Source organism: Pseudomonas sp. FG86, assembly GCF_057808775.1.
In genome coordinates, this window is sequence record NZ_JBMDIS010000022.1 from 48,157 (window position 1) to 61,145 (window position 12,989).

At 54.7% G+C, this 12,989-nt stretch carries 12 protein-coding genes; 11 read left to right on the top strand and 1 reads right to left on the bottom strand.

The genetic code is table 11. The annotated features are described in order from the left end of the window. Positions 1-80 precede the first annotated feature (80 nt). The 9 genes from eat to ACODSV_RS16370 all read left to right on the top strand — a co-directional run bounded on the left by eat (position 81) and on the right by ACODSV_RS16370 (position 9,316). Positions 81-1,514, top strand: coding sequence for an ethanolamine permease (eat, locus tag ACODSV_RS16330; protein WP_024077594.1), 1,434 nt, complete (start codon positions 81-83; stop codon positions 1,512-1,514). Positions 1,515-1,566: 52 nt separating this feature from the next. After that, positions 1,567-2,961: an ethanolamine ammonia-lyase subunit EutB gene (locus ACODSV_RS16335; protein ID WP_150054209.1), complete on the top strand. Its 1,395-nt coding sequence runs from the start codon at positions 1,567-1,569 to the stop codon at positions 2,959-2,961. Next, on the top strand, positions 2,958-3,791 hold the full coding sequence (gene eutC / locus ACODSV_RS16340) for an ethanolamine ammonia-lyase subunit EutC (RefSeq protein ID WP_150095509.1): 834 nt from the start codon (positions 2,958-2,960) through the stop codon (positions 3,789-3,791). The genes ACODSV_RS16335 and eutC overlap by 4 nt, the downstream gene beginning before the upstream one ends. Positions 3,792-3,881: 90 nt before the next feature. Continuing rightward, positions 3,882-4,340: a GNAT family N-acetyltransferase gene (locus tag ACODSV_RS16345; protein ID WP_069077089.1), complete on the top strand. Its 459-nt coding sequence runs from the start codon at positions 3,882-3,884 to the stop codon at positions 4,338-4,340. A 291-nt stretch (positions 4,341-4,631) separates the two neighbouring features. Then, positions 4,632-5,291: a DedA family protein gene (locus ACODSV_RS16350; RefSeq protein ID WP_150295765.1), complete on the top strand. Its 660-nt coding sequence runs from the start codon at positions 4,632-4,634 to the stop codon at positions 5,289-5,291. A gap of 6 nt (positions 5,292-5,297) precedes the next feature. Next, positions 5,298-6,113 (top strand): M90 family metallopeptidase, encoded by an 816-nt coding sequence (locus ACODSV_RS16355; RefSeq protein ID WP_024077599.1) that lies wholly within the window; start codon positions 5,298-5,300, stop codon positions 6,111-6,113. Between the two features lie 108 nt (positions 6,114-6,221). Next, positions 6,222-6,749: an inorganic diphosphatase gene (gene ppa / locus ACODSV_RS16360; protein ID WP_003176323.1), complete on the top strand. Its 528-nt coding sequence runs from the start codon at positions 6,222-6,224 to the stop codon at positions 6,747-6,749. Positions 6,750-6,962: 213 nt separating this feature from the next. After that, positions 6,963-7,736: a LexA family transcriptional regulator gene (locus ACODSV_RS16365; protein WP_081329255.1), complete on the top strand. Its 774-nt coding sequence runs from the start codon at positions 6,963-6,965 to the stop codon at positions 7,734-7,736. Positions 7,737-8,113: 377 nt separating this feature from the next. Further along, complete coding sequence (locus ACODSV_RS16370; protein ID WP_095039838.1) at positions 8,114-9,316, top strand: tyrosine-type recombinase/integrase; 1,203 nt, start codon at positions 8,114-8,116, stop codon at positions 9,314-9,316. A 276-nt stretch (positions 9,317-9,592) separates the two neighbouring features. Here ACODSV_RS16370 and ACODSV_RS16375 read toward each other — a convergent pair whose 3' ends face one another. Further along, a complete protein-coding gene (locus ACODSV_RS16375) occupies positions 9,593-10,714 on the bottom strand; it encodes a hypothetical protein (RefSeq protein ID WP_126588958.1) in 1,122 nt (373 codons plus the stop codon). A 397-nt stretch (positions 10,715-11,111) separates the two neighbouring features. On the opposite strand from ACODSV_RS16375, the gene ACODSV_RS16380 reads away from it, so the two are divergent. Both ACODSV_RS16380 and ACODSV_RS16385 read left to right on the top strand, forming a co-directional pair. After that, a complete protein-coding gene (locus ACODSV_RS16380) occupies positions 11,112-11,456 on the top strand; it encodes a helix-turn-helix transcriptional regulator (RefSeq protein ID WP_223817932.1) in 345 nt (114 codons plus the stop codon). A gap of 67 nt (positions 11,457-11,523) precedes the next feature. Then, positions 11,524-12,942 (top strand): YfjI family protein, encoded by a 1,419-nt coding sequence (locus tag ACODSV_RS16385; protein WP_126588959.1) that lies wholly within the window; start codon positions 11,524-11,526, stop codon positions 12,940-12,942. The last annotated feature ends 47 nt before the right edge of the window (positions 12,943-12,989 follow it).

Below are 12,989 nucleotides of genomic sequence, written 5' to 3' on the forward strand. Positions count from 1 at the left end.
AGCTCTCCACAAGTACTTGCGAATTGCATTCGGCACACAGAGGCCGAGTTAAAAACAATAACAATGAAAGGTACTTCTTCATGCCTAGCGAACCGACTGGATCTTCCGTCGACTTCGAAAAAGTCGACTCCCAATATTTCCAACAACGCGAACTCAAAAAAGGCGCCGCTGGCTGGGTGCTGTTAGTTGGCCTTGGCGTTGCCTACGTGATCTCCGGCGACTACGCCGGCTGGAACTTCGGCCTGGCCCAGGGTGGCTGGGGCGGCATGTTCCTCGCGACATTGCTGATGGCCACCATGTACCTGTGCATGTGCTTTTCCCTGGCTGAACTGTCTTCCATGATTCCCACTGCCGGCGGTGGCTACGGTTTTGCCCGCAGCGCCTTCGGGCCCTGGGGCGGGTTCCTGACGGGCACCGCGATCCTGATCGAATACGCCATCGCGCCCGCCGCCATCGCGGTGTTTATCGGCGCTTATTGCGAGTCGCTGTTCGGCATTGGCGGCTGGATGATCTACCTGGCGTTCTACATCATCTTTATTGGCATCCACATCTTTGGCGTGGGTGAAGCCTTGAAGCTGATGTTCGTGATCACCGCCATCGCCGCGATTGCCCTGGGCGTGTTCCTGGTGTCGATGGTGCCGCACTTCAATGTCGCCAACCTACTGGATATCCCGGTGACCGAAGCCAAGGGCGCCAGCACCTTCCTGCCCTTCGGCTATGTCGGCGTGTGGGCGGCGATCCCTTATGCGATCTGGTTTTTCCTTGCCGTCGAGGGCGTGCCCCTGGCCGCTGAAGAAACCAAGAACCCCAAACGCGACCTGCCCCGCGGCCTGATCGGCGCCATTGTGGTGCTGACCAGTTTTGCCCTGCTGATCCTGGTGATCGCACCGGGCGGCGCCGGCACCTATGCGCTGGTCAAGTCCGGCAACCCGTTGGTGGAAGCGCTGGCGTTGTCCTATGGCGGCTCGACCTGGATGGGCAGCTTCGTCAACCTGGTCGGCCTGGCCGGCTTGATCGCCAGCTTTTTCTCGATTATCTACGCCTATTCGCGGCAGATCTTCGCCTTGTCCCGCGCCGGCTACCTGCCGCGCAAACTGTCCCAGACCAACAAGAGCAAGGCGCCGGTCCTGGCGCTGGTGATCCCCGGCATTATCGGTTTTGGCCTGTCGCTGACCGGCCAGGGTGACTTGTTGATCCTGGTGGCGGTGTTCGGCGCGACCATTTCCTACGTGCTAATGATGGCCGCGCACATCACGCTGCGCATCCGTCGCCCCAAAATGGACCGTCCGTACCGCACGCCGGGCGGCATCTTCACGTCCGGTGTCGCCCTGGTACTGGCCTGTGTGGCCGTCGTTGCGGGCTTTCTGGTGGATCCAAGGGTGGTGATTGGCGCCGCAATCATCTATGGAGTATTAATTGCTTACTTTGCTTTCTACAGCCGGCATCACTTGGTAGCGGGCACGCCGGAAGAGGAATTCGCGGCGATCCAGGCCGCAGAGGCCGCCCTGCACTAACTGCCGTAAACCTCGACGCGGGTTCCTGCCCGCGTCGTCAAGGAGACACTGTATGGCAAGCTTTTCCCACGCGGTGGGTGCACAGACCTACCGCTTCGACAGCCTCAAGGACGTGATGGCCAAGGCCAGCCCCGCACGCTCCGGGGACTTTCTCGCCGGCGTCGCCGCGCAGAACGACGGTGAGCGGGTGGCGGCGCAAATGGCCTTGGCCAATATCCCGCTCAAGCACTTCCTGCAAGAAGCGCTGATCCCCTATGAAAGCGATGAAGTCACCCGACTGATCATCGACACCCACGATAAACACGCGTTTACCACCGTCAGCCACCTGACCGTCGGCGGCCTGCGCGACTGGCTGCTCAGCGATGCGGCCGATGAACAATCCCTACGCGCATTGGCGCCAGGGCTGACACCCGAAATGGCCGCCGCCGTCTCCAAGATCATGCGCGTGCAAGACCTGGTGCTGGTGGCGCAGAAGATCCGCGTGGTCACCCAGTTTCGCGGCACCATGGGCCTGCGCGGGCGCTTATCGACCCGCCTGCAACCCAACCACCCCACGGATGAACCGGCCGGTATCGCGGCCAGCATTCTCGACGGCCTGCTCTACGGCAACGGCGACGCCATGATCGGTATCAACCCGGCCACCGACAGCATCGCCTCGATCTGCGCCATGCTGGAAATGCTCGACGCGATCATCCAGCGCTACGACATTCCCACCCAGGCCTGCGTGCTGACCCACGTCACCACCTCCATCGAAGCCATCAACCGTGGCGTGCCGCTGGACCTGGTATTCCAATCAATTGCCGGTACCGAGGCGGCCAACGCCAGTTTCGGCATCAGCCTGAGTGTGTTGCAGGAAGGCTACGAGGCGGGCTTGAGCCTGAACCGTGGCACCCTGGGCCAGAACCTGATGTATTTCGAAACCGGCCAGGGCAGCGCCTTGTCGGCCAATGCGCACTTTGGCGTCGACCAGCAAACCTGCGAAACTCGCGCCTATGCGGTGGCCCGGCACTTCAAGCCGTTCCTGGTGAATACCGTGGTTGGCTTTATCGGCCCGGAGTACCTGTACAACGGCAAGCAGATCATTCGCGCGGGCCTTGAAGACCACTTCTGCGGCAAGCTGCTGGGGGTGCCGATGGGTTGCGACATCTGCTACACCAACCACGCCGAAGCCGACCAGGACGACATGGACACCCTGTTGACCCTGCTCGGCGTGGCCGGCATCAACTTCATCATGGGCATCCCCGGCTCCGACGACATCATGCTCAACTACCAGACCACCTCATTCCATGACGCCCTGTACGCCCGCCAAACCCTGGGTTTAAAGCCGGCACCGGAATTTGAACAGTGGCTGGCGAAGATGGGCATCTTCACGCAAGCCGACGGCAAGGTGCGCTTCGGCAACAGTCTGCCCCCGGCATTTCGCCACGCCTTGGCGCAATTGGGATGAAGGAGCCACCCGTGCAACTCGACCTTCCTGAAAACCCGTGGCTGGAGCTACGCCGCCTGACCCCGGCGCGCATTGCCCTGGGCCGTACCGGCACGAGCATCCCGACCAGCGCACAGTTGGACTTCCAGTTCGCCCATGCCCAGGCGCGGGACGCAGTGCACCTGCCCTTCGACCATGGGGGCCTCAGCAGCCAACTGGCCGAACGCGGGCGTGACAGCCTGTTGCTGCACAGTGCGGCTGTCGATCGGCATAGCTACCTGCAACGCCCCGACCTGGGGCGGCGCTTGAGTGATGAATCGGCCCAGCGCCTGCGCGACTATGCGGCGGCCAATCCTGGCGGTGTGGACCTGGCGGTGGTGGTGGCCGATGGCCTGTCGGCGCTGGCCGTGCATAAACACACCTTGCCGTTTCTCGCACGCATGGAGGAACAGACTCACGCCGAGGGGTGGTCCTTGTCGCCAGTGATCCTGGTGGAACAGGGCCGCGTGGCGGTGGCGGATGAGATCGGGCAATTGCTGGGGGCCAAGATGGTGGTGATCCTGATCGGCGAACGGCCGGGACTCAGTTCGCCGGACAGCCTGGGGCTGTATTTCACCTACAACCCCAAGGTCGGCCTGACCGATGCCTACCGCAACTGCATCTCCAACGTGCGCTTGGAAGGCTTGAGTTATGGCATGGCGGCCCACCGCCTGCTGTACTTGATGCGAGAGGCGTGTCGCCGGCAGTTGTCGGGGGTCAACCTCAAGGATGAGGCGCAGGTGCAGACCATTGAGTCCGACGACCCGGACCTGATGAAAGGCAACTTCCTGCTCAGCCCGCCGTTGGACTGATCGCGGCACGATTGCGCTTTTTTGCGTCTTTAGGCAGCATCGAGTCACGGCCGCTCGCGTGGTCATACCCTTTGGAAGTTGAGGCCTGGCATGCGGATCACTCAAGCGACCCTGGAACACCTGGACCTGTTGACCCCCTTGTTCGTCAAATACCGCGAGTTCTACGGGGCGCTGCCGTTCCCGGATTCGTCGCGGGCCTTCCTGGAAAAGCGCCTGCGCCGCAAGGAGTCGGTGATTTACCTGGCCCTGGCCGACGATGACGACAAGCGGCTGCTGGGGTTCTGTCAGCTGTACCCAAGCTTTTCGTCGTTGTCGCTCAAACGCGTGTGGATACTCAACGACATCTATGTGGCCGAAGACGCGCGTCGGCAACTGGTGGCGGATAACCTGATACGTACAGCGAAGAAGATGGCCAAGGAGACTCATGCGGTGCGGCTGCGGGTGTCGACCAGCAGTAACAATCAAGTGGCGCAGAAGACCTATGAGTCGATCGGGTTTCGCGAGGACACCGAGTTCAAGAACTACACCCTGCCGATCAGCGAAGACTGACGCCCTGACACCTTGTGGGAGGGGGCCTGCCCCGATAGCGGCTTTTCAGTCAGACTATTTATAACTGACCGAATGCTTTCGCGAGGAAACTCGCTCCCACAATGCATTTCTGGCGATCTGTGGACCGTGCATCGCGACATCCCCCGCTACAAAACCAACACGCTTTTCACCTCTCAATCCGTATAATGCGGACCTTTCAGGGTTGTAAGAAACACTACATACACTTGTAGCCTTATTACCCGAGCTTCCGCACAGGCCTGCCGAGCCGGGCCGTCCACACAGGTGCCATCCATGGATTTCAACCCGCTAGACCTTATCCTGCATCTCGACGTCTACCTCGACCTGCTGGTTACCAATTACGGTCCGTGGATCTACGCCATTCTGTTCCTCGTCATCTTTTGCGAAACCGGCCTGGTGGTCATGCCGTTCCTGCCGGGTGATTCGTTGCTGTTTATCGCCGGCGCCGTCGCAGCGGGCGGTGGCATGGACCCGGTATTGCTCGGCGGCCTGTTGATGTTGGCGGCGATCCTCGGTGACAGCACCAACTACGTGATCGGGCGAACGGCCGGGGAACGCCTGTTCAGCAACCCGAACTCGAAAATCTTCCGCCGCGACTACCTGCAAAAAACCCACGATTTCTACGACAAGCACGGCGGCAAAACCGTGACCCTGGCGCGCTTCCTGCCAATCCTGCGGACCTTTGCACCGTTCGTCGCCGGTATCGCGAAAATGCCCTACCCGCGTTTCTTCGGTTTCAGCGTGCTGGGCACCATCTTCTGGGTCGGCGGCCTGGTGACGCTGGGCTACTTCTTCGGCAACGTACCGTTCATCAAGAAAAACCTGTCGTTGCTGGTGGTGTTCATCATTCTGCTGTCGCTGGTGCCGATGATCATTGGTGTAGTCCGCAGCCGCTTTGGTGGTCGCACCTCCTCCGAAGCCAAGCCGCACTGACCGGCCATGTGGTCCCTCAGCGCCTGGCGTCGCCGGCGCCTGCTGGCCAAGCACCCGATTGCCGATGACACTTGGCAGCGGGTGCGCCACCACCTGACCTTCCTCGACGGCCTCAGCGCTGAACAGGACCAGTGGCTGCGTGAAGCCTGCGTGGTATTCCTCGCCGAAAAACACCTCACCGCCCTGCCCGGCGTCGACCTGCATCAGGAACAACGCCTGCTGCTCGCCGCCCAGGCGCAACTGCCCTTGATGAACCTCGGCGACCTCGACTGGTACCAGGGCTTCCACGAAATCGTGCTGTACCCAGACGACTTCCTCAGCCCGCAACGCCATCGCGACGCCAGCGGTGTCGAGCATGAGTGGGACGGCGAACACAGCGGCGAAGCCTGGCAGCAGGGTCCGGTGATCCTCGCCTGGCCCGGCGTGCTGGCCAGCGGCAACTGGGAAGGCTACAACCTGGTTATCCACGAACTGGCGCACAAACTCGACATGCTCAATGGCGATGCCAACGGCCTGCCGCCGTTGCACCACGACATGCGCGTGCAGGAGTGGGCCAGCGTGATGCAAAGCGCGTTTGACGACCTCAACCGCCAACTCGATGCCAACCCCGACGCCGAGACGGCCATCGACCCTTACGCCGCCGAAAACCCGGCGGAATTCTTTGCCGTCACCAGCGAATATTTTTTCAGCGCGCCGGATTTACTGACGGAAAGTTATCCACAGGTGTATGCGCAACTGAGCCGCTTTTATCGCCAGGATCCCCTGGCCCGCCTGAACCAACTGCAAGCCAGCGACCCGCGTTATCAGCCACAAGGCGAATGACCGTACGACGTCTGGCGCATGGCATCGGCGTCAGAATATGCCTATAATCGCCGCCACTTTTAGGCCAATCCGGCCATGTTCCATGGCCAACTACGGGGGCAACGCCCAATGAGCTACAGCAAGATTCCGGCTGGCAAAGACCTGCCGAACGACATCTACGTCGCCATCGAAATTCCGGCCAACCACGCGCCGATCAAATACGAAATCGACAAAGACAGCGACTGTCTGTTCGTTGACCGTTTCATGGCCACCCCGATGTTCTACCCGGCCAACTACGGTTTCATCCCCAACACCCTGGCTGACGACGGCGACCCCCTCGACGTGCTGGTTGTAACCCCTTACCCGGTTACCCCAGGTTCGGTCATCCGCGCACGCCCAGTCGGCATCCTGAACATGACTGACGACGGCGGCGGCGATGCCAAAGTGATCGCAGTGCCACACGACAAGCTGTCCCAGCTGTACGTCGACGTGAAGGAATACACCGACCTGCCCCCACTGCTACTGGAACAGATCAAACACTTCTTCGAGAACTACAAAGACCTCGAAAAAGGCAAATGGGTGAAGATCGACGGTTGGGGCAACGCAGACGCCGCCCGTGCCGAGATCATGAAGTCGGTCGCGGCCTACAAAGGCTGATACCCGCTCCTCATTGCCCCGGCAATTAAAAAAGCCCCGATTATTCGGGGCTTTTTTGTGGGGAAAATTAAACGCCAAGTTCAATGTTTAACTCGCAGCGTTCAACTAACCAGCAAGTCCGAAAGATAAAGCCACAACTAAGCAAAATCCTACTCGCGCGATTCAACGCATGGTTTATTTGATCTGTTTTTCCGGCCAGTAAACTCTGCGTTTATGAATACATCAGGTGATCGCTTAAAAGCGCTATTACGGGAAGTTAATCTTTCCGCCTCCGACTTCGCCAAGAACCGCGGCGTCACGCCTCAACACGTGAACAACTGGTTCAAACGCGGCGTCCCCATGGGCCGACTCAACGAGATCGCAGAGCTACTGTGCGTCTCCAGCCGCTGGCTACACGCCGGCCTGGGCCCCAAACATCCGCCGGCCAACTTCCTGCTGGACGGCCCCACTGCAAGGAAAGCACTCCCCTTCCGCGAAGAGAGCGGCAAATACCTCACAGGCCCAGCCTGCCCCCCGGAAAAAATCGACGTGGAGATCCCCCTCCACCCGTCATTCACCTCCACCGAGCGCATCCGCGTCTCCCTGCACACCCTCGAAACCCTCACCGTCAACCCCGACCGCGCGGTAGGCGCCTATATGGTCGACAACAGCATGATCGACATCATCCAACAAGGCGCCACCCTCGCCATCGACCGCGGCCGCACCCAAATCATCGACGGCGAAATCTACGCCGTCGAACACGACGGCATGCTGCGCATCAAATACCTCTACAACCGCCCGGGCGGCGGCCTGCGCATGCGCAGCCACAACGCCAACGAGCACCCGGACGAACACCTCACCTACGAGGAACGCTTCGAACAAAACTTCCAGGTCGTGGGCTGGGTATTCTGGTGGTCCACCCTCAACAACCGCCGCCCACCGGTGCCACTGGATGAACACCTGCTCGGCTGGGAAGGCTCTAAATCGGATCCGGAGGTGGGCATTTGAAGTGAATGTGGGTATCATGCGCCGCACATTTGGCAGGGGGTGGTCTTAGGCTTTCCACCTTGCCTGGCGAAGCGGAGACGTTCCCGCGGATGCCCCTACTATTCAGCCAGACGCAATGTTGGCTGAGCGATTTGAAGGCTGGTGAGGTTTGTCAAAAACAAGCTGAGGCGGTCCCCGAGAAGCCGGCCACAAGCCGGTTTTTTTTATGCCCGAAATAATCCTACCAAATCCGAAACCTAAGCTGCTAGCCTAGATAAATAAAGGGCTACAGCCATTTACCCAACCAACCGAGTCCAATGCAATACAACCCCATCCGATGACTAAGTGGGGGGACAAGTGGGGGGACAAGCAGAAATGGCATTGCGGCGGAGGACACTATGGGTAAGCTAAATCCGAAACAGGTCGAGAACCTGACAGAACCTGGCACCTACGAAGATGGAGATGGGCTTCGCCTAGTCGTCAAACACACAGGGCGCAAGTCTTGGCTACTGCGCTTCCAGCTCGCTGGTCGCCGCCGGGAAATGGGTTTAGGTTCGTATCCAGAGATCAGCCTCAAGAGCGCCCGACTCGAAGCAAGCACCAAACGCCGCCAGCTGATAGATGGTATCGACCCACTTGCCGCCCGAGATCAGGAACGTGAAGCCCTGCGCGAGGCTCAGCGAGCCCAAGAGGCAAAACAGCTCAAGTTTGAAGTTCTGGCAACAGATTACTGGATAGCCCACGGCGGGAGCTGGTCTGCGCAGTGGCGTAAAGGCTGGATGCGCAAGCTAGAGCTCTATGCATTCCCCCATATCGGCAAGCTGGCTGCCGAGCAGATCGACACAGCACACATTCTCAAGGTTCTGCAGCCCATATGGACCACCAAAACCCGGACAGCTGACGAGGTACGCGGACAGATCGAACAAATTCTGGACGCAGCAAAAGCGCGCGGACTTCGTGACGGAGAAAACCCAGCACGGTGGCGTGGCCACCTGGACAACTTACTCAGCCGGGCAGAAAAGAAAAAAGCTCGAAAGCGCGAGCACTTTCCCGCAATGCCGTGGCAAGACGTACCAAAGCTAATGCATCAATTGAAAGCGAACATGACATCGCCATCTCTTGCCGCACAATTGCTGATCATGACCGCCGCACGCGCACACATGGTGCGATTCGCACGCTGGGATGAGTTTGATTTTGAAGCTCGTACGTGGTCACTTCCCGACGAGCGCATGAAAATGCGCGTCGCCTTCGTCATACCACTTGCTAACCAAGTCATTGATTGCCTGCGAGATATTCCACGTATTGAAGGCAGTCCATTCTTATTCCCTGGCCAAGGTAAAAGCGGTGTAATGCATGTAAATGCGATCCGCACCCTACTGCATGACATGGGATATAAATCTATTACGCGACATGGTTTCCGCTCATCATTTCGCGACTGGGCTGGTGAACGCACACACTACCCGCGTGAAATTTGTGAAATGGCACTTGCACATGACGAACGCGATCAAACCGAAGGGGCATATTCCAGATCTGACTATTTAGAAAAGCGCAGAGAACTAATGGAAGATTGGGCGAAATATCTGAGCACAAAAACATTATAACCCTTAGAAAATACAGTGACCCAAAATCAAATTTCATAAAAGACAAGAAACGCGAATCAGACGACAGAGTATTTAGTAACCACAGCACCAAGGCAGAGGCCTTTTTTCTGAAAGACGAACAATGGCCCCCCAATATGCCGGCAAAACCGGCGCAAGAATAATAACAAAGTACTCCTACAAAATAAGACGAAATACGCCTTAGCCATACAGAAGAAAATAAAACCAGAAGAACTTATCAAAGGCATAGCCAAACCAATGAAACACCCCACTAAACCTTTACTTTATCAACCCCCTCGCAACCTTGTTTTCACTTATAAAATGCCAGATAAAAAGCTGCAAATCCTTATCCACGAAAAAATCACCCAGGCCCAGGGTTGAAATTTCGCCTTGCACAGCACCAGCTATCTTTCCAGCTATCACATCTACCCGATCTGATTTCCGATATAATTTCTTATCCTCAAGAACTTTAAGGATGGCGGACTCTATGCTTTTAACCTGACCTACCTTAATTTGATCAGACTTGATACGACCAGCTTTATCATGGCCTCGCCAACGCCCATTCCCACCCTCAATAGCACGACGCCTTATCTCTAACGAACTACTACCGTAAATATTTTCTAGCGCAACTAAAAACCCTAGAACACGCCTACACTCCTTAACATGATTAGTATATTCTGCATTATATAAATCAAGACTGGAAAGCGCCAAGCTAACGTGTATCGCTTGAATCAGATCCGCCTCTCGGGCCGCACTCCTACCAGGCTTACTTGTCCGACCGAACAAATCATTCAAATATAAATCTAAATCTTCCTGCTCCTTCATAGTTGATATAGCCGAACTGATTATCGACTTAATATATTCAGAGTAAAGCCCATCACCACCATAGCACGCTGAATCTCTACCAAGCACATAACGCACGCGATCGCAGAGCCTATCAAATTTCTCAAGCCATTTTTTTTGCTCTCCATCAAACGACTCTTCAGCAATTTTACGCCTTCGATTCCGGATCCATCTATCCAGAACTCCGAGCGACGCAGAGTCAGACAAAAGCACTTCATGGTCTTCCAACTTAAACACAAGTTCCCAAGCAGTTTTTAGTGTAACCCACTGAAGACCTACAGCTTCTATATCACCACCCAAATAGTGCACAATAAAATTAACGAGCGAGCCACCTTTAATAAAAACTATAGCATCATAACCCTCAATCAATTGAGCGTTCACACCAAATTCTTTATCCAAACATGATTGTACAAGCAGATCTGGCCGGGTATCTGAATCATGTGGCCATCTTAAAAATAAACCCTCACCCGTATTAGCATTCTTGCGCACCAAAATCTCAAAGGAGTCATTGGTAATTAATGCTCCGTAATAGCTCGCATCCGGCACATCAAACGTCATAAGCCCATCCATTCAACCGTAGACCCAGCCTCCCACCGCATCCGGACCCTTGAGGCCAATCACAGGGCCGGCTTCTTCCATGTTCCGAGAATAGAAGGGCCTACACAAGACCGCGACAGCTGCGACAGCTGTCGCAGCTGTCGCGGGAATTAGGTGCTGAGGGAGAGTCATTTTTTACGAACGGGCCTGACTGAAAGTAGCTTTAAGTATCTGATTTTTAGAAGTAATTACCTTTCATCCCACCCCTAGTCGTTACATGCAGGCTGAAAAGCCCTCATCACACACAGGAAAATTAATCAACAAAACAGCTTGCAGGTAAAAAAAAACCGCTAAGCAGAAACCGTGAACTGGGTCCAGCACAGGCATAGCATCGCCTCACCAAATCGGAGGCAAAAAAATGGCTGACAAACACGCATTAGAGGCAATGGCAGTTAAAAAGCATAAAAGCACCCTTCATCAAGGTGAGCGTTATACAAACACGCACAACTCGTTATCCGAGCAGCACCTAAATCAAACAAAAACGCATAAAGAGGAACTATCAAAATCTAAAATAATTCGATTAAGCCAACTTACTGAGATGCTATCGATCTCTCGCTCCTGCATTTACGACTGGCTAAACCCAAGCTCACCACGGCATGACCCATCCTTTCCAAAACAAGTTCGGCTATCCGGGCGAAGCAGTGGAGGAGCAGTCGGCTGGCGATTGGAATCAATCATGGCATGGCTCGACAGTCGCGACTGACTATCAATAAATTCAATACATGAAGCTTTGAAAAACACCGCAAATAGAACCTTATAGAGACACAGATATGAACCAAGAAACCACAAATAAAACAATCCTCTCAGCACTTGATAAGTTCCCCCTACTGAAAGAATTTATTTTTGAAGTAGCCGAAACAACACAAGCTCCGCTTGAGCTAGCCCTAGCTTCGGCCCTTTCAACAATTTCAATGCTATGCCAGCCATTAATAGATGTAAAACGACCAGGGAATATGATCGGACCAGTTTCACTTTTGATCATTAGCATTGCAAGCTCTGGCGAGAGAAAGTCAACAATCGAGAGTATGTTTCTAGGGTATATTCGAGAATATGTAAAGAATGCATTAATCACACACCAGAAAGAACTACTCGCCTGGAGTATTAAATTGGAAGTTTGGGAGGCGCGAAAGCGGAAAATCATCAAAGACATGAGTAACACGCCTCAAACTGAACCAGAATACCAATTACATGAAAGTGAGCTACTAAGCCATCAAGAACTGAAACCTGAACGACCACGGGCATTCAACCCGTTTTACGAAGACGCCACTACAGCAGCCCTTATAAAGGGCATGCGACTTGACATGCCTTGGGCAGCCCTGATGTCTAGCGAAGGGATTTCGGTTTTAAAAGGCGTATTCAATGACTTCGGCAAGATTAATGCATTATGGACCGGAAGCACTATAGACGTATCACGAGCAACAGTAGAAGGCTGTTCACTACATGATGCACGATTGACTTTAGGGATTATGATTCAGCTCGAAGTACTAAAAGAGTATCTAGAGGGCAAGGGGGATCTTGCTCGCTCTGTTGGATTACTATCTCGCGCCTTAGTTTTTCATCCAGAATCGACTCAGGGGACGCGCTTCATAAAGAACAAAACCATCAATAACGCAGTTATCGCAAAATATAACGAGCGGGTGCACAACCTGCTTGAAAAATGCATGCACCGCCTACGCAATACTTCCGAAGAAAAGAAAACTATAAGCTTATCAACTAGTGCAGCTGCGTACTGGACTGAATCATACAACAAGATAGAGTCAGAACTGCAAGTAGGTGGCACTTATGAAAGATCTAAGGATCATGCATCTAAGCTTAGCGAGAATATTGCTCGCGTAGCTGCACTTTTACGTTACTTCGAATTCGGCGAAGGGCTTATCACCCTAGAAGAGCTTCAAGCGGCAGAAAAAATTGTTCTCGAATGCTCCAAAACCTTTCGAAATGAATTTACATTTATGCCCAAGATCATCAGTGATTCAGAAATTTTATTCGCCTGGATTCAATCTAACTGTAAAAACTCGAATATATTTAACTGGGTTGATAAAAACGACATCCTCCGAAAAGGCCCATCAAAGTTTCGAGCAGTTTCGAAACTCAACCCCACACTAGACTGCTTAGTAGCCTCAGGAAAAATAATTGTGAATGATAAAGTCAGACCAGTCCGAATTGAAATAAATCGAAGCTTTTTATAATCCAGTACTTTACCACCGGCCTTGCGCCGGTGTTTTTTTACTTGTAA

Coding starts and splice junctions, on each gene's coding strand:
- ACODSV_RS16365 (WP_081329255.1), top strand. CDS start 6,963: ATGAATACATCAGGTGATCGCTTAAAAGCGCTATTACGGGAAGTTAAT.
- ACODSV_RS16345 (WP_069077089.1), top strand. CDS start 3,882: ATGCGGATCACTCAAGCGACCCTGGAACACCTGGACCTGTTGACCCCC.
- ACODSV_RS16380 (WP_223817932.1), top strand. CDS start 11,112: ATGGCTGACAAACACGCATTAGAGGCAATGGCAGTTAAAAAGCATAAA.
- eat (WP_024077594.1), top strand. CDS start 81: ATGCCTAGCGAACCGACTGGATCTTCCGTCGACTTCGAAAAAGTCGAC.
- ACODSV_RS16335 (WP_150054209.1), top strand. CDS start 1,567: ATGGCAAGCTTTTCCCACGCGGTGGGTGCACAGACCTACCGCTTCGAC.
- ppa (WP_003176323.1), top strand. CDS start 6,222: ATGAGCTACAGCAAGATTCCGGCTGGCAAAGACCTGCCGAACGACATC.
- ACODSV_RS16370 (WP_095039838.1), top strand. CDS start 8,114: ATGGGTAAGCTAAATCCGAAACAGGTCGAGAACCTGACAGAACCTGGC.
- ACODSV_RS16355 (WP_024077599.1), top strand. CDS start 5,298: ATGTGGTCCCTCAGCGCCTGGCGTCGCCGGCGCCTGCTGGCCAAGCAC.
- ACODSV_RS16375 (WP_126588958.1), bottom strand. CDS start 10,714: ATGACGTTTGATGTGCCGGATGCGAGCTATTACGGAGCATTAATTACC.
- eutC (WP_150095509.1), top strand. CDS start 2,958: ATGAAGGAGCCACCCGTGCAACTCGACCTTCCTGAAAACCCGTGGCTG.
- ACODSV_RS16350 (WP_150295765.1), top strand. CDS start 4,632: ATGGATTTCAACCCGCTAGACCTTATCCTGCATCTCGACGTCTACCTC.
- ACODSV_RS16385 (WP_126588959.1), top strand. CDS start 11,524: ATGAACCAAGAAACCACAAATAAAACAATCCTCTCAGCACTTGATAAG.